General features: G+C 30.9%; 23 protein-coding genes. 19 read left to right on the top strand and 4 right to left on the bottom strand.

Going from position 1 to position 22,424, the window contains the following annotated elements; all coding sequences use genetic code 11:
• Window positions 1-33: 33 nt before the first annotated feature.
• The 3 genes from CN692_RS04740 to CN692_RS04735 form a co-directional block, all read right to left on the bottom strand.
• Window positions 34-381: a hypothetical protein gene (locus tag CN692_RS04740; RefSeq protein WP_098117993.1), complete on the bottom strand. Its 348-nt coding sequence runs from the start codon at window positions 379-381 to the stop codon at window positions 34-36.
• Between the two features lie 264 nt (window positions 382-645).
• Window positions 646-819, bottom strand: coding sequence for a hypothetical protein (locus CN692_RS26020; protein ID WP_179865430.1), 174 nt, complete (start codon window positions 817-819; stop codon window positions 646-648).
• Window positions 820-1,046: 227 nt separating this feature from the next.
• Window positions 1,047-1,229, bottom strand: coding sequence for a hypothetical protein (locus CN692_RS04735; RefSeq protein WP_098117992.1), 183 nt, complete (start codon window positions 1,227-1,229; stop codon window positions 1,047-1,049).
• A 560-nt stretch (window positions 1,230-1,789) separates the two neighbouring features.
• Between CN692_RS04735 and CN692_RS04725 the strand changes: the two genes are divergently transcribed.
• From CN692_RS04725 to CN692_RS04690, 8 genes are all read left to right on the top strand, one after another.
• Window positions 1,790-2,728 (top strand): carbohydrate ABC transporter permease, encoded by a 939-nt coding sequence (locus CN692_RS04725; protein WP_257131602.1) that lies wholly within the window; start codon window positions 1,790-1,792, stop codon window positions 2,726-2,728.
• The gene (locus CN692_RS04720) at window positions 2,728-3,558 is read left to right on the top strand and encodes a carbohydrate ABC transporter permease (RefSeq protein WP_098117989.1); all 831 of its coding nucleotides are present in this window, start codon (window positions 2,728-2,730) and stop codon (window positions 3,556-3,558) included. The genes CN692_RS04725 and CN692_RS04720 overlap by 1 nt, the downstream gene beginning before the upstream one ends.
• Window positions 3,559-3,687: 129 nt before the next feature.
• Window positions 3,688-4,959: an ABC transporter substrate-binding protein gene (locus tag CN692_RS04715; protein ID WP_098117988.1), complete on the top strand. Its 1,272-nt coding sequence runs from the start codon at window positions 3,688-3,690 to the stop codon at window positions 4,957-4,959.
• 154 nt (window positions 4,960-5,113) lie between these two features.
• Window positions 5,114-5,632: a hypothetical protein gene (locus CN692_RS04710; RefSeq protein ID WP_098117987.1), complete on the top strand. Its 519-nt coding sequence runs from the start codon at window positions 5,114-5,116 to the stop codon at window positions 5,630-5,632.
• A gap of 121 nt (window positions 5,633-5,753) precedes the next feature.
• Window positions 5,754-7,583, top strand: a complete 1,830-nt coding sequence (locus CN692_RS04705; RefSeq protein ID WP_098117986.1) for a sensor histidine kinase — start codon at window positions 5,754-5,756, stop codon at window positions 7,581-7,583.
• Window positions 7,561-9,111 carry a response regulator transcription factor gene (locus CN692_RS04700; protein ID WP_098117985.1) on the top strand — a complete coding sequence of 517 codons (1,551 nt, stop codon included), beginning with the start codon at window positions 7,561-7,563 and terminating at the stop codon, window positions 9,109-9,111. Before CN692_RS04705 ends, CN692_RS04700 begins: the two co-directional genes overlap by 23 nt.
• A gap of 92 nt (window positions 9,112-9,203) precedes the next feature.
• A complete protein-coding gene (locus CN692_RS04695; protein WP_098117984.1) occupies window positions 9,204-10,166 on the top strand; it encodes a phosphotransferase enzyme family protein in 963 nt (320 codons plus the stop codon).
• Between the two features lie 302 nt (window positions 10,167-10,468).
• A complete protein-coding gene (locus tag CN692_RS04690) occupies window positions 10,469-11,158 on the top strand; it encodes a winged helix-turn-helix domain-containing protein (RefSeq protein ID WP_098117983.1) in 690 nt (229 codons plus the stop codon).
• A gap of 257 nt (window positions 11,159-11,415) precedes the next feature.
• Here the strand turns inward: CN692_RS04690 and CN692_RS04685 are convergent, their stop codons facing one another.
• Window positions 11,416-11,565, bottom strand: coding sequence for a BH0509 family protein (locus CN692_RS04685; protein WP_172446925.1), 150 nt, complete (start codon window positions 11,563-11,565; stop codon window positions 11,416-11,418).
• A 424-nt stretch (window positions 11,566-11,989) separates the two neighbouring features.
• Here CN692_RS04685 and CN692_RS04680 point away from each other — a divergent pair, with 424 nt between their 5' ends.
• The 11 genes from CN692_RS04680 to CN692_RS04630 all read left to right on the top strand — a co-directional run bounded on the left by CN692_RS04680 (window position 11,990) and on the right by CN692_RS04630 (window position 22,120).
• Window positions 11,990-12,718: a YveK family protein gene (locus tag CN692_RS04680; protein ID WP_098117982.1), complete on the top strand. Its 729-nt coding sequence runs from the start codon at window positions 11,990-11,992 to the stop codon at window positions 12,716-12,718.
• A gap of 1 nt (window position 12,719) precedes the next feature.
• Window positions 12,720-13,415: a CpsD/CapB family tyrosine-protein kinase gene (locus tag CN692_RS04675; protein WP_098117981.1), complete on the top strand. Its 696-nt coding sequence runs from the start codon at window positions 12,720-12,722 to the stop codon at window positions 13,413-13,415.
• Window positions 13,412-14,185 carry a tyrosine-protein phosphatase gene (locus CN692_RS04670; protein ID WP_098117980.1) on the top strand — a complete coding sequence of 258 codons (774 nt, stop codon included), beginning with the start codon at window positions 13,412-13,414 and terminating at the stop codon, window positions 14,183-14,185. Before CN692_RS04675 ends, CN692_RS04670 begins: the two co-directional genes overlap by 4 nt.
• Window positions 14,186-14,527: 342 nt before the next feature.
• On the top strand, window positions 14,528-15,403 hold the full coding sequence (gene galU, locus CN692_RS04665; RefSeq protein ID WP_098117979.1) for a UTP--glucose-1-phosphate uridylyltransferase GalU: 876 nt from the start codon (window positions 14,528-14,530) through the stop codon (window positions 15,401-15,403).
• 15 nt (window positions 15,404-15,418) lie between these two features.
• Window positions 15,419-16,099 (top strand): sugar transferase, encoded by a 681-nt coding sequence (locus CN692_RS04660; protein ID WP_373605020.1) that lies wholly within the window; start codon window positions 15,419-15,421, stop codon window positions 16,097-16,099.
• 113 nt (window positions 16,100-16,212) lie between these two features.
• On the top strand, window positions 16,213-16,668 hold the full coding sequence (pssD, locus tag CN692_RS04655; protein ID WP_098117978.1) for a PssD/Cps14F family polysaccharide biosynthesis glycosyltransferase: 456 nt from the start codon (window positions 16,213-16,215) through the stop codon (window positions 16,666-16,668).
• Entirely contained in the window at window positions 16,665-17,150 is a 486-nt protein-coding gene (gene pssE / locus CN692_RS04650) for a PssE/Cps14G family polysaccharide biosynthesis glycosyltransferase (protein ID WP_098117977.1), read from the top strand. Before pssD ends, pssE begins: the two co-directional genes overlap by 4 nt.
• A 211-nt stretch (window positions 17,151-17,361) precedes the next feature.
• Window positions 17,362-18,639 carry an O-antigen ligase family protein gene (locus CN692_RS04645; RefSeq protein WP_098117976.1) on the top strand — a complete coding sequence of 426 codons (1,278 nt, stop codon included), beginning with the start codon at window positions 17,362-17,364 and terminating at the stop codon, window positions 18,637-18,639.
• Window positions 18,640-18,643: 4 nt separating this feature from the next.
• Entirely contained in the window at window positions 18,644-19,573 is a 930-nt protein-coding gene (locus CN692_RS04640) for a glycosyltransferase (protein ID WP_098117975.1), read from the top strand.
• Between the two features lie 17 nt (window positions 19,574-19,590).
• Window positions 19,591-20,724, top strand: a complete 1,134-nt coding sequence (locus tag CN692_RS04635) for a polysaccharide pyruvyl transferase family protein (RefSeq protein ID WP_098117974.1) — start codon at window positions 19,591-19,593, stop codon at window positions 20,722-20,724.
• Window positions 20,711-22,120 carry an oligosaccharide flippase family protein gene (locus tag CN692_RS04630; protein ID WP_098117973.1) on the top strand — a complete coding sequence of 470 codons (1,410 nt, stop codon included), beginning with the start codon at window positions 20,711-20,713 and terminating at the stop codon, window positions 22,118-22,120. The genes CN692_RS04635 and CN692_RS04630 overlap by 14 nt, the downstream gene beginning before the upstream one ends.
• Window positions 22,121-22,424 lie beyond the last annotated feature (304 nt).

The following is a 22,424-nucleotide window of genomic DNA, read 5'->3' as shown; positions in this document are numbered from 1 at the left end:
TGTCGTCTATTTATGAACACCCTTTAATGAGGGTTAACTTTCTTTTTCAAAATCTACAATAATCTTATCAGTAAGAGAATAGATATGTATCACGTCTCCATTCTTTATGTAAACCTTTCGTGCACCAAGAGCTTCTTTTTTTACTTCCTTCCAACCCCACATTTTTAATATTAATTTATAAGATTTTGGTAAACCCTTTTCAAAAGATGCCATTTTCCATTTGTATATTTCATATCGATTTTTATGGTCAACTTTGGACTGAATTGCAGTTAACGGAACTGGGAATCCCTTATGTAATGTAGATGGCTTGTGCGCAACAAAAAATATAATAATGATTAGAAAAAGGGCTGTAAAAATAAGCTTCTTTTTTCTTTTTTTCATCGAATATTTCTCCATTCTTATTGCCAGGTTTATTAATATTTTATCATTTTTAAAATGGTAATTATTTATAGATGATAGGGAGAAATTGAAAGTTTTATGGACAATCTCAATACTAAACTTAAAGGTAAGGGGAAATTATAGATTGAGATTAGCCGTCTTGAAAAAGATGGTTTTTTAATTTCGGACGCCCCTTCCATAGCACCTACCACTTAATTAAAAAAGGACCACCGAAGTAGCCCCAAATTAAATAACGCATAAATCAAATCATTGATATCGATTGCCTAAATATCTTCTTCTATAATCCTTACCCGGAGTTGGAATATCCATGAAGCCTTGTGCGCCCCAAACTTGATGCTCTGTTAATTTATCGAGACTACCACTTAGCTCCACTTTTTCTTGCATTTCAATGTCATCATCATTAGGAACATCTATGTCCATTTTTTAATCATCCTTTCCATACATACTGATCGACTAGAGCCAATCGAAAAATAATGCTTTCGATTTTATAGTCTTCTTCCACTGGTCATTCTTATACCATCAAAATGTCAGAAAGTAGAATTGGATCTGTGATTGGCTCCCAGTTGGATATGGAACGAATGGAAATATTTTCTCCCTTTTTTTTGAATGTCTTACGCTCAAACTCAATCTCCGGATTAGTCAGAAATTCATTTTTTAATCGGTTTAGCCAGGATAATAGACACTAAAAACCCTACAAATCCGCCACCAATAGAACCGGCTAAAGCTGAGTTAGTCTCGGCGTGGAATAAGAAAACTCTAATTAAAAAATACGATATTGCAAATGAAAATGCGTATAGCAAATATACATAAATGCTCTTTTTCGAAATCATATATTCCTCCAAAAATTTGTCAGCGCTAATAAATTAATTCCACAGTTTTTTTAATAAACCTTTAATTAAAAGAAAGGAGCCGATGATCATCGACTCCTTGTTTGAAAGATTAAAACTTCACGTCCCCAGAAAAGCACCTGTAATAATTGCAGCAGTAAGAATAGCTAATATAAATATTAAAACTTCATAGCGACCGTGTTTTATAGCCTTTTTCACCTTATTGAAGAGAGTAAAAACTATATAATATATTACTAAACTAATTATTAGCGTTACTAAATCTATAAGAGTATAGGGTTTGCTAATATATCTGTCTGAGTATGTAGCAGTTAGGAATATAGCACTGCATAGCACTAAATTTATAAAGAAAAATTTAATAAGGTTCATTTGGATCACCTTCTTTTTTCCAATATTGCCATACGAAGAAGCCGATAATTAAATCATGATTTTCACCAAATACAATACATCAGAACAATCTAGTCAATATATTCCACCCTACTGTTCAAATGAATACGTTTTCACAAGTGGAGAGGTATTTTATGATGATAGTGGAGGTGTTACAGATGATTGAAACGAAAAAAGTGATTGATTCAAATTTATCAGATGCCAAAACAAAGAAGAAGTCATCTAAAAAATTAAGAGATTTTTCAAATTATCTTACGTTTGTAGGACCAGTAGGTATTGTATTTGCAGCGATCGTGTTAACGCCATTTTTAATAGGGTTTTTCTATTCGTTTACTGAGTGGGATGGGGTAGCGAATTCTGCGAAGTGGGTCGGACTTGAAAATTATAAATACATTTTTACACAGGATAAAGATTTTATTCATTCATTTCTTTTAACTGGTAAGTATACATTCTTCGCAGTAATCTTGACCAATGTCATTGGTTTTGGTTTAGCGTTGATTGTAACTCAAGCATTGAAAACAAGAAATATTTTAAGAACGATATTTTTCCTACCAAACTTGATTGGTGGTTTATTATTAGGATTCATTTGGCAGTTCATTTTTAATAAAGGTTTAATTTCGGTTGGACAGTTATTACATTCAGACTTTTTACAAAGAGCACTTTTAGGAGAAGAAAAGGGTGCGTTTTGGGCGATTGTAATCGTGGCGGTTTGGCAAGGTGCAGGTTACATAATGGTTATTTATGTAGCGGCCCTGCAAGGTGTGCCACAGGAATTAATTGAAGCAGCTCAAATTGATGGTGCGAATAAATTCCAGGTGTTACGTAAAATTGTTATTCCAATGGTAGCACCAGCTGTAACTGTTTGTTTATTTTTAACGATTTCATGGTCGTTTAAAGTGTTTGATACAAACCTTTCGTTAACAAATGGTGGACCGTTTAAGTCTACGGAAATGTTGGCATTAAATATTTATACTGAGGCTTTTGTTAATAACCGTTATGGATTAGGTGAAGCGAAAGCGATTGTATTCTTCGTAGTCGTTGCCTTAATTTCGGTAATCCAAGTTTACCTTACGAAGAAGAAGGAGGTTGAGGCATAATGCTAAAAGAACGATATACTAGCCTAACTTTTATATTAGAAGTAGCGGCAATCATACTTGCTCTCATCTTCTTAGTTCCTTTCTATTATGTATTAGGAAACTCGTTTAAATCATTTGCTGATATTTTGCAAAATACATCTTCGCTTCCAAAAAGCTTAGATTTTACAAACTATAAACAAGCAATTGAAGTAATGGATTTTTGGAAGGCACTGTTGAATTCTTTAATCGTGACAGTTATTAGTAATGTGGTAATCGTATTCTTCTGTTCGATGGCAGCTTATAAATTAGTTCGTTCGAAAAGTAAGATTTCAAATGTCATTTTCTTTATCTTTGTAGCAACAATGGTTATTCCGTTCCAATCAATTATGATTCCATTAGTGAAGGTTGGAAGTACTCTTCATTTAATGAATAGTCATTGGGGATTAATAATCATGTATTTAGGTTTTGGTTCAGCTTTATCAATCTTCCTATATCACGGATTTATTAAAACGATTCCGATTGAGTTAGAAGAAGCGGCAATTATTGATGGTTGTTCACCGGCGATGGTTTTCTGGAGAGTTGTGTTTCCTCTATTAAAACCAATTACGGTTACAATTGTGATCTTAAATACGTTATGGATTTGGAATGACTTCTTATTACCATCACTTGTTTTACGAGACATGGAGTTAAGAACGATTCCGCTTGCTACATTCTATTTCTTTGGAGCATATACAAAACAATGGAACTTAGCGTTATCTGGACTTGTTTTAGGGATCACTCCATTACTACTTTTCTACTTTGCAGCACAGAAACATATCATTAAAGGAATTACGAGCGGTTCAATTAAATAACGTGATTGGGTGGAAGCTATCAATATATTCCACCCATCATGTCAATATAGGCTATCCTTAGTTAAGAATTTTTAAATGTATAATGAAAGCGTATTCAAAATATAGAATATTGAGACGGGGGTTTTTAGGATGAAAAGGATGCTAAAGGTTGCAGCAGCATTAACAACTTCAGTGATGTTATTCTCTGCATGTTCTGGAGGATCTTCAGACAAAGGTTCAAATGATTCAAAGGATAAAAAAGTAACATTAAACGTATTCCAGTTTAAAGCTGAGATTGCAAAAGATTTAGAACAAATGGCAAAGGATTATCATAAAGAAAATCCAAACGTAACAGTTAAAATTCAAACTGTTGGTGGCGGTGCTGACTACGGTGCTGCATTAAAAGCACAATTTGCTTCAGGTAACGAGCCGGATATCTTCAACAACGGTGGATTCCAAGAAGCAATTACATGGAAAGACAAATTAGAAGATCTTTCTGACCAATCATGGGTAAAAGATTTATATCCAGGTACTGAAAAACCAATGACAATCGATGGCAAACTATATGGTATGCCGATGAATACTGAAGGTTATGGATTTATTTACAATAAAGACTTATTCGCAAAAGCTGGCATTACTGAGCCACCAAAAACTTTAAGCGAATTAACTGCAGCAGCAGAAAAGCTTAAAAAAGCAGGGATCACTCCTTTCTCAATCGGTTACGGTGAGTGGTGGATCCTAGGAATTCACTTATTAAATATTCCTTTTGCTCAACAACAAGATCCAGATAAATTCATGGCTGATGTGAATTCAGGTAAAGTGAAAATCCAAGACAACGAAAAATTCAAAGAGTTTATGAAACTATTTGATTTAACAGTTAAATACGGTAACAAAAATCCATTAACAACTGATTACAACACTCAAGTTACAAACTTTGCTCAAGGTAAAACTGCTATGATCCAACAAGGTAACTGGATCCAAGGTATGCTTGATGGAATTACTCCGAACATGAACTTAGGAGTATTACCGATTCCAATCAACGACGACAAAGAAGCAATGGACAAATTACCAATGGGTGTACCAAATAACTGGGTAGTTAACAAAAACTCTAAAAACAAAGAAGCAGCTAAAAAATTCCTAGAATGGATGGTTACTTCTGACACAGGTAAAAAATACATTGTTGAAAAATTCAAATTCATCCCAGCTTTAAAAACAATTCAAGGTAAAAACTTAGGACCTATCGCTGACGATCTAATAAAATACTCAAACGAAGGCAAAACATTATCTTGGAACTGGTTCAAGTACCCTGATGGAGCTACTAACGAGTTTGGCGCAGCAATGCAAGCTTACGTTGGAAAACAAAAATCTTCTCAAGAAATGTTAAAATCTCTTGAAGATTCTTGGATGAAATTAAAAAAATAATAAATTGAGGCTTCCCTAAAATACCTCGATAGCCCACAAGGAATTCCTTGTGGGTTTTTTATGTTTTTGGGGGGATGAAAGGGTGGGGAGAGCTGGTTTTGAGATGATTGAGCCGCGGTTTTGGCGAACATTAGGCTATGATGATGAATGAAATGTGGAGCGCAGCGATATATCAACAAAAATAGGGCATTTATCAACAAAAATGAGCAATATATCAACAAAAATAGCCATTATATCAACGAAGTTCACAACTTTATCAACAATGTACATATTGTGTTCGTGTATTCTGGCTCAAACGGGGCTATTTTTAAATGATTTAAGAGCAATCTATCCCGATTTGCACCAAAACTTTTCTAATTTGATGAATGAAAGAGATACAGTCATTCGGAATTTTTATCATTCGGGAATGAAAATAGGTATGTTTCATCAAGGGATGAATGCACAATTGCTGACGATTCAAGATCAAACGATGTTATCTGTTTTAGTAATTCCGAAATTTCTATATATAAATGGGTTAAATCCTGCTACTGCAATAAGAGATTATTTAAAATTACGTATAGTAGCAGTTATTGATTCGGCGTATCACAATTTAGTAAATCAGCAAAAAGTGGAAGAACAGATTAATCATATAGATGAAAAGTTTAGAAGAGTTTTGTGGAATGACTCTATTTAAATAAAAACAGCGGTGGTCGTCTGACTATCGCTGTTTTTATTCCTGTTTTTATATTTAATTTTTTAATTTTCTGATAAACTAAATAGTAAAGAGTGCAAACGTTTCCGCAAAGGATGTTATCATGAAAAATAGTATTAGAAGTAAGCTTATTATATTATTATTGATCGCTACGATTATTCCGTTTGGATTATCGATTATAGCGAATTATTTTTATACGAAAAACACTGTTACGAAGGAATTTGTAGATACAAATCATGATTTGCTGAAGCGTAGCGGGAATGATTTATTGAATTATTTCAATGAGATATACGGTATTCCATTGTCAATCTATAGTAATAGACCTTTTTTGTCTGTTTTAGAAAACGGGGCTACTACTTATATTGAACAAAATTCAGCTGAAATTCAACGTAGTTTATTAGGTCTATATTTTTCGAGAAGAGAAATCGTGCAACTGAATTTGTATTTTACAAAGGGTAAGGATGATTACACTGTATACAATGCAAAAGTAAGTAGTCGAGGAAAAATGTATAATTTCAATCAAATGCCTGCGTATCGAAATTTAAGCTTTACGAGAGGTTCATACTATATTCAACCTACTCATCCGACACAAAACTATAATAATTTATCTGATTTTCGAATCGCGCCACCTAAGCAAGTTGTTTCACTTCATTATTTTTTAAACAATGTTACTTCTGACCAATGGTTAGGTTTCCTTTCAATTGATATTGAACTAAGTAGAATTAAAGAAATTTTTGATCGTATTTATAAAAAGGGAGAGGAACATCTTTACGTTGTAGGTGATGGGAATGTTGTTCTATATTCATCTGAGAAGAAGTTAATTGGGAAAAAGCTAGACACGAAATGGTATAAGAAAATTAGCTCAGCAAGATCAGATGATACTAGTTTTGAATGGAAGGGTAAAGATTTTAGCGGGGTTTATGTGTATGACAAAATGATGAGCAATCATCAACGATGGACTGTCATTAAAAGTATTCCTTATAAAAATCTTTATTATAATTCTACTCAGTTGCTGAAAATTACAGTTACTTTAGGGGCTATTTCCGTTTTATTGGTCATCATTTTAACGATCGTTGTTTCCTTCAGATTTACTAGACCAATCCGCATCTTAATTCGAGATATGCAGCGAATTGAGAAAGGGGAACTTGCCGTTTCATTCGATAGTTTAGGGAATGATGAGTTCGGTCAATTAGGGAAGCATTTTACTTCGATGGTCGATACATTAAACGATCTGTATATAAAAGAGTATAAGCTTCAAATCGAGAATAAAACGAATCAATTAAAGGTACTTCAGTCGCAAGTGAATCCGCACTTTTTATACAATGCCCTGCAGTCAATCGGAACACTATCATTAAAAAATGACGGGATTAAAGTGTATCGATTAATTATGTCACTTTCAAAAATCATGCGATATAGCATGAAAAATAATGAAGATTTTGTAACGCTTAAAGATGAAATAAATCATATAAAAGATTATTTAGCGCTGCAAAACGAGCGCTATGACGGAAAATTTGTCTATAACCTGGAAGTGGACGAAGGGTTAAACAAAGTAAAAATGCCGAAAATGATTTTACAGCCGATTGTGGAAAATTTCTTTAAACATGGCTTTGAAAAAAAGCAAATACTTGGTGTATTAAATATTTCAATTCATAAACAACCAGATTTTAGCTTAAAAATTGTAATAGCTGATAATGGTGAAGGAGCAACAAAAGAGGAAGTAGAAAAAATCACTGCATCGCTATCAGACGATGGCTTACACACTACTGAGAGTATCGGTTTAAAAAATATTTCTGATCGTATTCAATTTTATTACGGTAAAAAGGCGCAATTGAAAATAGAAAGTGTGAAGTACGAAAACTTTGTTGTAACTATCATCATACCGATTGAAATGGCTAAAGGGGAAATTAATCATGAAGGTTCTACTAATAGATGATGAAAAGCACGTAAGAGAAGGGGTAAAACTTCTTGCAAATTGGGATGTAATTGGCGTTACAGAAATATTAGAAGCAGAAAACGGAGCAATCGCTCAAGAAATAATTAAAAAAGAACAACCTACCATTATTTTTACGGACTTAATGATGCCAGAGTTAGACGGTCGAGGTTTACTAAAATGGCTTCACACAGAAAATATAAAAAGCAAAGTAATCGTAGTAACTGGATATGATGATTACCATTACATGAGAGAAGCGATCCAGTTCGGTGCGTCAGATTATTTACTAAAACCAATCGATCCAGATATTTTAAATGAAACATTATTAAAAGTAGTATCGGATTGGAATGAACAAGAAAAAGAGCGAATTGAAGCATTAAATGATTTTCGTATGCTTCAGGAAGTCTTACCTGTGTACCGAGACAAGGAATTGACGAATGCAATTTTAGGGAAAGAATTTAATCGAAGCTTCTTAGTGCCATTAGGATATGAAGAAGGTAAAACTTTGCATGTTTCTTTACTAAAACTACGAAATTTAGAGACGTTCCGGGATATTTGGCCTGAAGATTTATGTTACTTTGCCCTTTTAAATATTGTGAATGAAGTACTTCAAAAACATAATGAAGGAATTGCATTTCAAAATTTACAAGGATCAAAGGAAATCTGCTTACTTTATTGGGGAGATGAAGTAACTGACAATGTTCAGCATATCGCTAAAATTTTATCAACAGTAGTGCCGTTCCCGTTTCACTTTGCAATTAGTAGAAAGCTCCAAGTCGAATCAATTCCATTTGGATACGAAGAGGTAGTGAATGTTCTACAACATATGAATATTTTAGAGAAGCGAGATTTACCGGTTTATTCTTATACAGATGTAAAAGAATATAATCCGATTAATCTAGTTGAAATCGTTAACTTATTTGAACAGATGGTTGAGAAACAGGATATTTATATTTACGACGAAGTCATTCAACTTTTTAGTAAACGAATCACCCAGCAAAAGTATCTTCCATTTGCTCAGTTACTTTCATTGCACCAAGAGTTTTTTATATTCTTTAACCATTGGATTAATAAGCTTTCACTTCAAACGATTGAGGAAGTGAACATCGAATTATTTTGGAATGCGAGAGGGCATTTTGAAGTAGGTGAATATGTAGCTACTCAAAGAGAAAGAGTACAATCAATTATTCAAGAGAAAAACAAAACAAATCAAGAGCTTAACAGCATAGAAGCAATCGCAAATTATATTCATCAAAACTATGCTGAAGAGATTTCACTTCAGGAGTTTTCAGAGAAATTTTACTTAAGCCGTGAGTATATATCACGTAAATTTAAACAAATATATGGTGTGAACATCTCAGATTATATTGTTTCAATTCGAATCGAAAAAGCGAAAGAATTACTAAAATTTCCGAATTTAAAAATCTATGAAATAGCGGGCAAAATCGGTTATCAAGATGATAAGTACTTTAGAAAAGTGTTTAAAAAAATCGTCGGCATGACTCCAAATGAATTCCGAAACTTGAATTAGTGAAAATATTTAGTAAAATAGTTGCAGGAAATTCCTGGGTAAATGAGAAATAAGTAATTAGTTACTCATTTTATGTTTCGGGGGATTAAAAGATGGAACAAGCTGTTGAAAGAGTTTTTACGAAAGAAATTTTAAAAAATGCCGCGTCACAATTTGGCATAACAGTAGAAGAAAAACCAGTTGGAGAATTCGAGAATTATCTTTTTAAGGGCCAACTGGCAGATGGTACTGATCGCATTTTACGATTAACGCACTCATCACATCGCTCAAAAGAAGAAATTGAAGCAGAGCTGAAATTTTTAAAATACGCTAGAGAAAATGGTGCAAATGCAGCAGGTTCTTTAACTTCACTAAACGGTAATCTAGTAGAAGTTCAAAATGCAAGCGATGGAACAAGCTTCTATGCTTCAATGTTTGAATGGGCAGACGGTCAATTAGTTGATCGAACAAACCCAACTGTATGGAATGACGATCTAATGTATACATGGGGTAAAACAATAGGTAAGCTACACGCGTTAACAGTAAATTATCCTGTCACTAATCGTGAGCATTGGGATGAAGAAGCCTATTTGAATGAAATGGTAGCCGACGAAGAACTTGGCATATATACGAAAGAACTAATCGAAGAAATTCAAAGCTATGAAAGAAAAAAAGATTCATATGGGCTAATCCATAGTGATCTACATTTTCATAATTTCTTCGTAAATGATAAAGGCGAAATAACAACCTTTGATTTCGATGACCTACAATATAATTACTTCATTTCAGATATCGCAATCGTCTTGTATTACACAGCTTGGGGAAGCAAAGCATCATTCGAAGAAAAATCAAACTTCGCAAAAAGACAGCTAGAGATTTTTAGAAAAGGGTATGAAACAGAATATGTTTTAGACGAAGTATGGTATAGCCGTATTCCTTCTTTCTTAAAATGTCGTGATATTACGCTGTATCATGTATTGAATATGAAGTATGATGAAAAAACTCCGAGAGTTATTGAGCTTTGTGAAGAGTTGAAGGATCGGATTGTTAATAGGAAGACGATTGTTGAGATTTAATTAAAAGAAGCTACGATTCAAATATGAATTGTAGCTTCTTTTTTTATTTAAATTTGGGGGAGAAACGATTATAGAAGTGCTTAAATCAATATGATTTACAACTCAAATAGTTGCAAAAGTTCTCAGTTGAATCTGAGGTTTTTGACTAGTTTCTTCTATTATATGTATTACAATATCCTACAAAAGTTAACCTGCTTTTAACCCTACGTAAAGAATTTGTAAAGGTATAGTGAAAGTCCCCCTTTTTTGTTAATAACCTATTAAAATGACCGTATACACAGTAAAAATGGGAGAGATATGCGGTGGAGCAAATTGTCATCATCCAAGATCAAAATGAGATTGAAAATGTGCTTCAACAAAGTAATCAATTCGGTTTGGTGAAAATAAGCACATTTCCATATGAAGAGTTTAACGAAGAAGTTCACCTTGGTTTCTTAAAAGGGTGCATAGTACTAATGAAAAGTCATGTATTGGACGAGTTTATTCCAATAATAATGAGAATAAGACGAATAACAGAAATACCGATCATCTTATTAGTTGAAACTTATGATTCATACGAAGCAGCAATCTGTATTGAAGCTGGAGCGGATCATTATGTAAAATATCCGATCCATCCAAGAGACCTATCAGCAAGAATAAAAGCAGTTATGCGCAGAATTTGCAGTGAAAAAAAAGAAGAAATTCGAGAAACTGTTTTACATTTTGGAGATATTTCCTTCTATTTAACTAGAGAAGAGGTTTATAAAAACAAAATGAGGATCGAATTAAACGGTAGAGAATACGCAATTTTACTATTTTTAGTAAAAAAAGCTGACTTTATCGTAACAAGAGAGGAGCTAATGGACGTAATTTGCGTCTATAAAAACAGAAGATTGATCGATATTTATATTCATAGTTTACGAAATAAGATTGAAGAATTCCCAAATTACCCCAAATATATTAAAACAATTAAGGGAAAAGGGTATCGTTTTGAAACGCTTACATTAGTTTAAATGGTAAGAAATTACAATTATATAATTTGGAAAAAAATGTATATATTAAAATGTTAATATAGCAAAAACAAATATTCAGAATACATCTTTAAATTTATTTGTCTTAATTTGAGGAATGCAGTCGTTCGGTGACGAGATTTGAAATGTCAAAAAAAGGAAGGAAATGCATCAATTGGAAAAATCTAGGTGAAACCTTAAAAAGGTGTTCACCTAGTTTTTTATTTTTATAAGTGCTGTAAACCAAATGTTGTAAGATCTTACTCAGCGTGATGTAACATGTACGTATATGCTGCATCGTAAATATGCTCTAAATCAGCATCCGTCATGAATACCAAGTCCTCAGTTGAAAATCCTTTGGTTAATTCCAAGAATTGAACCATGTTTTTACGCTCTTCTCTACTCATCATTAACAACACTCCTTTAAGTTTATAATAGTTTTAAAACTGTTTTAATACAGTGTATTTGATTAATAATTATTATATAACAGTTTAAATAAAATGTGCTAGAGATTTTTACTAAAAGAGTAAAAAATATATTAGGTGTTTTAGTAAAATAAACTCTTTTACACGATGAATTATTATTCTGATATAATATAGAATATTACAATTTTACTTAATGATTGTAATATATTTAGAACCTCGAAAATGGTTATTTATGGTTACCTTTTTGGAGGCGCGAAAAACCTAGATTTTTCTGAATTGTTAACTAAAATTTAACATTTGTTAATTAACGAATACTTAACAATATGTTAAGTAATTGTTATACTTAGGTCGGTTGAATGTATAATGATATTTTAATAGAATAGTAAAGGTATTATTTAAGGAGGTAGACATGGAAGAGACAATTAGTTTACAGGAATTATTCGGCGTTATTAAAAAACGTCTTATTATGATAATAAGTATTACAGTTTTAGCCACAGTTATTGCAGGTGTCATTAGCTATCTATTTTTAACCCCAATTTACCAATCTTCTACTCAACTTTTAGTTAACCAAAAAGAGACGAAAGATTCTTCAATTTATCAGAATAATCAGGTTCAAACAAATGTTCAATTGATTAATACATATAACGTCATTATTAAGAGTCAGGCCATTTTAGACGAAGTTATTAAACAATTAAATTTAGATTATTCAGTTGCAGAATTAACTAATAAAATTACTGTTGCAAGTGAAACGAATTCACAAGTATTTACTGTGTCTGTACAAGATAAAGATCCAGAGCAAGCACAAGCGATTACGAATACGATTGCAAATGTATTCCAAGAACAAATTAAAAAAATTATGAGTGTAAACAATGTAACTGTTTTAGCTAAAGCAGAGTTAGGCGACAATCCGAGCCCAATTAAACCTAACAAGAAATTAAATGTGGCGATTGGCTTTGCCGTTGGGTTAATGCTTTCTGTAGGTATTGCTTTCTTACTTGAGTTTTTAGATAACACTGTAAAAACGGAGAAACAGCTTGAAGAGTTATTAGAATTACCGATTTTAGGAGTAATTTCTGAAGTGTCACAGGGAAATGTTGAACCTAAGCTTAAAAAATTTAAACTGAGAAAGGGTGCGTAAAATGTCTAAAAAGACTGCTAAAGAAACATTAAAAAGATTTCTTATTACATTAACAAACCCTAAATCTCCATTTGCGGAGCAATATCGTACAGTACGTACTAATATACAATTTTCATCAATTGATAAAAAAGTAAAGTCGATCTTAGTAACATCTTCTGAACCATCTGAAGGGAAAACAACGACGATTGCTAATTTAGCTGTGACCTACGCTCAGCAAGGAAAAAAAGTTCTTTTAGTTGATGCAGATTTACGTAAACCTCAGTTACATTCTGATTTTAAATTAGAAAACTTTAAGGGTTTAACAACTGCCATTGCACAAGAAAAGTCATTAAAAGACTTTATACAAAAATCCCAAATTGATAATTTATCAATTTTAACTTCTGGACCAATTCCACCAAATCCATCGGAATTATTATCTTCAGAGAAAATGAAGAATTTGATTGCAATAATGTACGAACAATTTGACATTGTTCTTTTTGATGCACCCCCATTGTTAGCTGTTACTGACGCTCAAATCATTTCGCAGGTTTGTGACGGAACGATTTTAGTTGTGCGTAGAGGACATGCATCAAAAGAAAAAATTAAAAAAGCAAAAGAATTATTAACATTAGTAAATGCGAATATTCTTGGGGTTGTTTTAAATCGAGCAGAACAAGAAAAAGACGGTTATTACTATTACTACGGTAACGAAAAATGATCGATTTACACTGTCATATTCTACCTGGTCTAGATGATGGTCCTAAAACAATGGAGGAAAGTATAGGGATGGCCCGTGCTGCAGTAGCAAACGGTATTCATACGATTATTGCCTCACCTCATCATCAAAATGGACGCTACAATACAGACAGAAAAACAATTTTAGAAAAAATAGAACAGTTAAATCATGTATTACAGGAAAATGAAATACATTTAACTATTCTACCTGGTCAAGAAATAAGACTATATGGTGAATTGATTCAAGATTTTGAGCTAAATCAAATTGTTTCAATCAATGATGGAATGCGCTATGCATTATGCGAGCTTCCATCATCCCATATACCGCGTTTCGCCAATAGATTATTTTATGAGATGCAAGCAAATCGTATAACACCTATTCTTGTTCACCCTGAACGAAACAAAGTTCTTATAAATGAGCCAGATATACTTTATGACTTTGTTCAAAAAGGCATATTAACTCAAATCACCGCTTCGTCATTAACAGGTAAATTCGGTAAAAAAATTCAGAAGTTTTCGTTTAAGTGTATTGAGAGTAACTTGGCTCATACGGTTGCATCGGATGCACATAATACTGGAAGTCGAAGTTTCCAATTATCAGAAGCTTATGAAATCATTCGTGAGAAATTTGGGATCGAAACTGAGTTCTTACTGAAAGAAAATGTCGGTTCAATTGTGAATAGTGACATTCTTTATCCAGAACAACCTCTCAAATTAAAACAAAATATTTTTAGTCGTTTACTAAGGATTTAGTTAATGATTGGTGATATCTCCTTACCGTTACAAATGGAGGTACTCGACTATATTGTGGTAGATGATTAATTCAGTAGATTTCCGTATATCTAAATGCAAAAAGACCTCTTGAAAGAACTCAAACATAACAGGCTAAATGCATACTAGAAAGGGAATTGAAAATCTTAAAGATTATCTGCTTAGACGCTAGTCGTCAAAGGTATAGTGTGAGGAAGGGTTAGATGCCCTAAATTTAATTTATTATAAAGAGAAATAGAGTTTCTTTTTGTGTATTTATTCACGTGAATATAGAAGTAGAAACTTTATTATATTGGGGAAAGAAACGATGGAGGGAATTAGAAAATGAAGAAAGTAAGAAAAGCAATCATCCCGGCTGCGGGATTAGGAACACGTTTTTTACCTGCAACAAAGGCAATGCCGAAAGAAATGCTACCAATCGTAGACAAGCCAACAATTCAATACATTGTTGAAGAAGCGATTGCCTCGGGAATTGAAGACATCATTATCGTAACAGGTAAAGGGAAACGTGCAATTGAAGATCATTTTGATTTTTCATTTGAGCTCGAACACAATTTATTAGAAAAAGAAAAATATGCACTATTAGAGCAAGTAAAAGCTCCGTCTAATATCGACATTCATTACATACGACAAAAAGAACCAAAAGGATTAGGACATGCAGTATGGTGCGCACGTAATTTTATCGGTAACGAACCATTTGCGGTACTACTTGGTGATGACATAGTTGAAGCTGAAACACCGGGCTTAAAGCAGTTAATTGATCAATACGATAATACATATTCTTCAGTAATTGGTGTACAAACTGTACCTGAAGAAGAAACAAATCGATATGGTATTGTTGAACCGATTATGCAAGAGGGTAGAAGATATGAAGTAAAAAACTTCGTTGAAAAACCAGCACTAGGTACTGCTCCATCTAATTTAGCAATCATGGGTCGTTATGTGTTTACACCTGAAATTTTTAAGTTTTTAGAAGAACAAAATATTGGTGCAGGTGGAGAAATTCAATTAACGGATGCGATTCAAAAATTAAATTCAATTCAACGTGTGTTTGCATACGACTTTGAAGGGAAACGTCATGATGTTGGGGAAAAATTAGGATTTATTAAAACGACAATTGAATTTGCATTAAAGCATGAAGATTTAAGAGATGATTTATTGAAGTATTTACATGACATGTTAACAGTAAATATTAAATAAGGATGGATGATCAGATTGAAAGCAATGAGATTTGAAGAATCAGAATATGCTTCGCAACCACTCTTATCGAAGGGAACTGTTGAAAAAAATTGGATGTATTTATTTACTAAGCGCTTAATGGATTTATTAGGCGCTTTTTTGGGTCTATTAGTATTATTACCAGTATTTATTGTAGTAGCAATTTTTATTAAATTAGAAGATCCAAAAGGTCCAGTTTTCTTTTATCAAACTAGAGTCGGTAAAAATGGAAAAGAATTTAAAATGTACAAATTCCGTTCAATGGTAACTGATGCAGAAGAACGACTAAAAGAGCTTATACAATATAATGAAGTTACAGGTGCAATGTTTAAAATGAAGGATGATCCAAGGATTACGAGGATTGGTAAGTTTATTCGAAAAACATCGATTGATGAGTTGCCTCAGTTCTTTAACGTTTTATTTGGTGATATGTCACTAGTTGGGCCAAGGCCACCACTTCCCAGAGAAGTAGCTGAATACACAGATTATGATAAACAGAGATTACTAGTTACTCCAGGATGTACAGGTCTATGGCAAGTTAGTGCCCGAAATAGTGTTGGCTTTGATGAAATGGTGCAATTGGATTTAACGTATATATGTAACCGGTCAATTATTTATGATATTCAGATTATTTTAAAAACAGTTGGAGTGTTATTAGGATCTAAGAACGCTTTTTAATAAATTGTTATTTAGAGCGATAATTTTTTTTATTTAAAGTTTTTAGTAGATCCAATAATAATTTTTATTACATTAACTAGTTTTTCCTACAAATTAATGAAAGAGTGAGTTTATTGAAGTTATGTTTCGCAGCATCATCTGGTGGACATCTAGAACAACTTTTGATGCTTTATCCAATGATGAAAAAACACGATAGTTTTATTCTGACAGAAAAAACAAACTATGGATTTAATTCAAAAGATATTAAGTGTTATGATGTTATCCAGATAAATAGAAGAGAATTCACATTTGTTTATAAGTTTTTAGTTTTACTTATTCAAACCTTAATTATTTTCATTAAAGAAAAACCAGATGTTGTTATCTCCACTGGTGCATTATCTACGATACCAGTGTGTTTATTAGCAAAGTTTACTAAGAGAAAACTCATATTTATTGAATCTTTTTCTAAGATAAATTCACCTACTATTACAGGGAAATTGATGTACAGATATGCTGATTTATTTTTAGTTCAATGGGAAGAAATGAAAAAGGTTTATCCAAATGCAACTTTTGGAGGGGGATTATATTGATATTTGTTACAGTAGGTTCCCAAAAATTTCAATTTAACAGGTTGCTACAAGAAATTGATCGATTAATTGAGGAAAAGAAAATAGATTTTAATGAAGTATTTGCTCAAACCGGCTATTCGACGTATGAACCTCGCTTATATTCATATAAGAAGTTCTTAGATAAAGAGGAGTTTTTAGATGTTATTGAAAAGAGCGAAATAATTGTCACTCATGGTGGAACAGGCTCTATAGTTAATGGAGTGAAAAAAGAAAAGAAAGTTATTGGTGTTCCTCGGATAGTGCAATACGATGAACATGTAGATAACCATCAGTTTGAAATAATTGAACAGTTTACAAATTCTAATATGATATATGGGATTTCTGATTTAAGTGAATTAGAAATTGCGATTAATAAAGTAAAGGATATGCAATTTAGAAAATATGAGTCCAATACTAATAATATTATTAATATATTAGAAGGATATTTATCGAGCATTAATTAATCTATATAACAATTATATAAACTTACTATATATCCAATAGCTTTTTCAGTGAATATTATATTTATAGATTTAAAATTAATTCTTTTTGTAATCAACAAAAATTATATTATAAGTATTTTTCGGTAGACTTTGAGTAGATAAAGATTCCAAACCAGCTTTTAGTTAAAAAAACATATAAAAAAATAATTTATATGAAATTATAAACAAGGGAGTGATTATAATTTTAATACTCTCAAATAAACACAAAATTGAGTTATTAATTAAAATTTTTTATTGTTTGCTAATTTTAATGCCCTTAATTGATTTTGTAAATGGTTTATTAATTAATATTGGAGGTCCTCAGATAATTGGTATGTTTTATCGGGGATTCTTTATTATTTTTATATTAGTAAGCCTTTCTATTTTTTATAAATACAATGACCAAGGGCTATTAAAAATTTATATTGCTAGTTTCCTATTATTTTTTGTTTTATTTATTCAAACTTTTTTTCTACACGGTAATCCTTATTTTTTTACAAGTGATATATCGGTGGTACTTAAGCTATTGTTATCAATGTATATTATTGAATTCAGTAAAAAGTTTATCAAAGGAAAATCTAAAAAGAATTACTTTAATAAAATACTATTTATATATTCTATTATTTTTCCGGTTTTATTATTAATACCATATTTTTTGGGTCTTGGAACAAGCACATATAATAATGGTGGTGGATATAAAGGTTTTTTTTCTGCTACCAATGATATAACAATTGTATTTTTATTGCTCAATATTTTTATGGGGTCTACTTTTTTTCAATCAATTACTAATAGAAAAAAATATATATTAAATGGAATTGTTTATTTCGCTAATTTTTCCTCCTTGATATTAATAGGTACAAAAACTGGTATTTTATTTGGTATAATATGCTTCCTTTTCCTATATATAAAAACAGTATTTTTTAATAAGAAAGCTTCCGTTGTTAACAGGATAAAGGTTTTAGTTATTACAATTTTGATTCTATTTTTATCAATATATATATTTAAGAATATTTTTATTGAGCCATTGTTAAACACTTATGAAAGATTTTTATATTTTTATAATTTATATTCAGGCAATCTAATTCAATTTATATCAAGTTCTAGGAGTATCTTCTTAGGAGAGGCATACATGAGATTAGACGAAGAACCTATGAAAATAATTAGATTTATTTTCGGCAGTGGCTTTAAGTATAGGATACAGAACTGGGGAAATGGAGATTTAGTGGAAATGGACATGTTTGATACATTCTTTTCACTCGGAATAATTGGAATCGGTATTGTACTTATTAGCTATTTCCAATATTTTTTATTATCCGTTAAGAGAACTATCGGTATTTATTCAGTAAGTTTTTGGATATTAATTTTATATTCATTTTTTGCTGGACATGTTTTATATTCTGCATTATCTTCAACCTTATTAGGAATTGTGTGTGCTCAATTAGTATGTAAGAAAGATCAAGAACGAGGTTAGAAATATGTTAAATGAAAAAATGATTTCTGTTGTTTTACCGGTTTATAATGTCGAAAAATATTTAGAAGACTGTTTAATTTCATTATTGAATCAATCGTATCAAGATTTTGAAATTATAGCAATTAACGATGGGAGCACTGACGATAGTCTTTCGATTTTATCTGAATATAAAAATAAATTCAAACACTTTAAAGTAATTACCCAAGTGAATAAAGGGCTTTCTGAAGCTAGGAATACAGGTTTAAAGCATGTTAAAGGTAAATATTTATATTTTTTGGATTCTGATGATTATCTTTTATCTAATACTTTTGAAAACCTAGTTAAACTGGCCGAAGAAAATAATTTAGATTTAGTTAAGTTTGATGCTAATCCATTTTGTGATATTGAAGGAAATTTCAAAATGAGTAACTATGATACTTCAAAGTTATTAAAAGAAAATGTTATTTATTCAAAGGATGAGTATCTAAGGCTAGTTAGAAAAAGATTTATGCCACCGGTATGGTTATATTTTATCAAATCTTCAATTGTTTTGGAAAAAAGTTTGACTTTTAAAAAAGATTTACTTCATGAAGATGAATTATTTACGGTTCAATTATTAAAAGAGTGTAATAGAATAATGTATGATTCAAGTAAATATTTTCAAAGAAGATATAGAGCTAACTCTATTATGACTAAAAGCCTTGGAAGAAACGTTAAATCTTTTGAATCTATAATTATGATAATAAACATATTTAATGATTTACAAAAAGTAGAAAAAGATAAAGGCGAATTTTGGAGATTTTTGCAAAAAAGAAAAAACATTCTATATACCTCATTATTTTTTTATGAATTTGATTTGAAAAGTGAGCGATTAAAATTGTTAACAAAAAATTTAAATTCATATGTGGATTTAAAAACTTTCATAAGAGAGGTTATGAAACGAGTAACTGTTTAGAAGGGAAATCATTTATTATGTCTACTACAAGCAAGAAAAAAAATAGTTTAAGTTATTCTGAATATATTAAATTTAATACTAAATTCTATTTAAAAAATTTTATATTAAATTCATCAAAAGAGGGAAAAACTCAGTATGGAAAATATAAAGGTAAAAAGAAATTCTTTGTTATGCAAACACCGACTCATGGTAATTTAGGAGATCAAGCTATAGCTTATGCCCAAAAGAGATTCATTGAAGATAATTTTAAAGGTTATGAATATATAGAAGTTCCATTTGAAGATGTAATCAAAGATACTAAGGAAATTAAAAAAGTACTTGAAGGTGATGATGTCATTGGAATTCATGGTGGAGGAAATATGGGGGATTTATATCTCTCAGAAGAATACTTAAGAAGATATATTATTAAGACATTTAAAGGTACAAAAATAGTTTCATTTCCTCAAACTATTAGTTTTAGTGATACATCAATTGGTAAGAGAGAGTTAAAAAAGTCTATAAGCATATATAATAAAAATCCAATGTTGCTCATTGTAGCGAGGGAAACACAATCTTATAATGCAATGAAGAAATATTTTGGGGAAGAGAAGGTAGTATTGACACCTGATATAGTATTATCTTTAAATGAATCCTCAGATATGAAACGAGAAGGTATCTTAACATGTTTTAGAAATGATAAGGAAAAAGTAATTAATCACTCACATAAGGAAATGCTATTAGAAAGTTTAAAAAAACATTTTGGAAAAGTAACTGTGAGTGATACATCTGTTCCGAAAAAAATCTACCCTAACCAGAGGAAGGAAGAACTTAGTCAAATTTGGGATAGTTTCAGATCTTCTGAACTTGTTATTACTGATAGATTACACGGTATGATTTTTGCCGTGATAACCAATACACCATGCATAGTATTTAAAAATTCTAACCATAAGATTGAATGTACCTTTTTAGATTGGTTACAAAATAAAGACAACGTCCAATTTCTAAAAGTAAATGAAATTGAAGATAAAAATGAAATTATAAAAAGGGCGGAGTTACTAATTCATAAAAATAATAGTCAATCTATTAATGAAAATCCGTTTAAAGACAAATATAAATTAATAAATAGTTACATTCAGAGGAAAGTAACTGGTGTAAAGAATGAGCGTGTATAGTAGGTTACTAAAAAATTCCGCGGTTTTTGCTATTGGGAATTTAGGAACTAAATTAATATCATTTATTTTAGTACCAATATATACTTACTCATTGTCAAAGGAACAATATGGATCAACTGATTTAATTACAACTACTATAAGTTTACTTTTACCCCTAATATCACTCAGTATTTACGATGCTATGTTAAGATTTTCAATGGATAAAAACTACAGTAAAACTGAAGTTTTTTCTAATGGTATAATAGTAATGTTTTTTTGTTTTATTTTTTTTATCCTCTTTTATCCTTTGCTCAATAATTTAGAACCATTTAAACATTTTATTATATATTTTTATATTCTGTTATTTTGTCAATTACTAAACACAATATTGCTACAGTTTATTAGGGGTATTGGGAAAGTAAAACTTTTTGCATTTACAGGAATTATTAGTGCTTTGATATTATTAATCACAGCGTCAGTACTACTATTGATTTTTAATATGGGCATAGATGGCTATTTTATCTCATTAATTGCATCAAATTTAGTAAGTTGTTTTATCCTTTTTATTTTTGGAGATGTTAAAAAATTTATTAATTTTACAAATTTAAAACCAGAAATAACAAAAGAGATGTTGTTGTACAGTGTACCACTAATACCTAATGCTATGATGTGGTGGGTTATGAATGCATCTGACCGTTATATGATAACTTATTTTGTAGGTATAAGCGCAAATGGTTTATACGCAGTCGCCAATAAAATTCCAAGTTTGCTAAATGTAATAAATTCGATTTTTTTCCAAGCTTGGCAAATGTCAGCTATAGAAGAGGCGGATTCGAATAATAAGTCAATATTTTATAGTAAAGTATTCAATATAATTTCATCTTTAATGTTTATATCTACATCGATTTTAATAGTTTTATTAAAATTTATAATGAAGATTTTTGTAGCAGAACAATTTTATGAGTCATGGAAATATTCTCCCTTTTTATTTCTTGGAGTAGTTTTTTCATGTTTTTCAGCTTTTTTAGGAACAAATTATATTGCAGCCAAGGATACAAAGGGAGTTTTTAAAACATCGATTGTTGGTGCTTTTATTAATCTTATTTTAAACGTATTGTTAATTCCACTAATTGGAATAAACGGTGCTTCTATTGCTACAATGATAAGTTTCGCTGTAATCTGGTATTTAAGAATAATTGATACGAAAAAGTTTGTTCATATAAAAGTAAACTTTATGAAATTTTCTTTTACTCTCATACTTATTTTTTTTCAAATTGGTATACTCCAACTTAATATTACCTATGAATTTATGGTCCAAGTTCTACTATTGTTTTTTATTTTATTAATAAATAAGGAAACAATTGTAGAAATCACAGAGACTATAAAAAAAAGGTTTTTGAAGTCAAAAATATTGTAAGATAAATAATAATACTTTCTTACCTGAAAATTAATATTGGTATATTAAAGTATAAACTGAATACTAAGACGTTACGGCATGCTTCTAATACTATAATTAGAAACATGCCGTATTCTTTTTGAGTCAGCATATTTTTGAAATATATATTTATCATTTCTTTGATTTACAACTTTAATTAGTGCTTTTTATTTAAGAGGATTCTATTAATAGTTTTGTTTCTTATGCATTTGAACTGAAAATAATGTTGATCATAATGGACCGATTCTAGGTAAACCTTTTCTTTGACAGATAAAATAGCAAAACA

The organism is Bacillus sp. AFS002410 (assembly GCF_002556365.1).
GTDB lineage: Bacteria > Bacillota > Bacilli > Bacillales > Bacillaceae_G > Gottfriedia.
Note: the sequence above shows the minus strand (reverse complement) of the source record. Positions and strands in the feature narration are given on the sequence as shown.

Coding starts and splice junctions, on each gene's coding strand:
- CN692_RS04740 (WP_098117993.1), bottom strand. CDS start 381: ATGAAAAAAAGAAAAAAGAAGCTTATTTTTACAGCCCTTTTTCTAATC.
- CN692_RS26020 (WP_179865430.1), bottom strand. CDS start 819: ATGGACATAGATGTTCCTAATGATGATGACATTGAAATGCAAGAAAAA.
- CN692_RS04735 (WP_098117992.1), bottom strand. CDS start 1,229: ATGATTTCGAAAAAGAGCATTTATGTATATTTGCTATACGCATTTTCA.
- CN692_RS04725 (WP_257131602.1), top strand. CDS start 1,790: ATGATTGAAACGAAAAAAGTGATTGATTCAAATTTATCAGATGCCAAA.
- CN692_RS04720 (WP_098117989.1), top strand. CDS start 2,728: ATGCTAAAAGAACGATATACTAGCCTAACTTTTATATTAGAAGTAGCG.
- CN692_RS04715 (WP_098117988.1), top strand. CDS start 3,688: ATGAAAAGGATGCTAAAGGTTGCAGCAGCATTAACAACTTCAGTGATG.
- CN692_RS04705 (WP_098117986.1), top strand. CDS start 5,754: ATGAAAAATAGTATTAGAAGTAAGCTTATTATATTATTATTGATCGCT.
- CN692_RS04700 (WP_098117985.1), top strand. CDS start 7,561: ATGAAGGTTCTACTAATAGATGATGAAAAGCACGTAAGAGAAGGGGTA.
- CN692_RS04695 (WP_098117984.1), top strand. CDS start 9,204: ATGGAACAAGCTGTTGAAAGAGTTTTTACGAAAGAAATTTTAAAAAAT.
- CN692_RS04685 (WP_172446925.1), bottom strand. CDS start 11,565: ATGATGAGTAGAGAAGAGCGTAAAAACATGGTTCAATTCTTGGAATTA.
- CN692_RS04680 (WP_098117982.1), top strand. CDS start 11,990: ATGGAAGAGACAATTAGTTTACAGGAATTATTCGGCGTTATTAAAAAA.
- CN692_RS04675 (WP_098117981.1), top strand. CDS start 12,720: ATGTCTAAAAAGACTGCTAAAGAAACATTAAAAAGATTTCTTATTACA.
- CN692_RS04670 (WP_098117980.1), top strand. CDS start 13,412: ATGATCGATTTACACTGTCATATTCTACCTGGTCTAGATGATGGTCCT.
- galU (WP_098117979.1), top strand. CDS start 14,528: ATGAAGAAAGTAAGAAAAGCAATCATCCCGGCTGCGGGATTAGGAACA.
- CN692_RS04640 (WP_098117975.1), top strand. CDS start 18,644: ATGTTAAATGAAAAAATGATTTCTGTTGTTTTACCGGTTTATAATGTC.
- CN692_RS04635 (WP_098117974.1), top strand. CDS start 19,591: ATGTCTACTACAAGCAAGAAAAAAAATAGTTTAAGTTATTCTGAATAT.
- CN692_RS04630 (WP_098117973.1), top strand. CDS start 20,711: ATGAGCGTGTATAGTAGGTTACTAAAAAATTCCGCGGTTTTTGCTATT.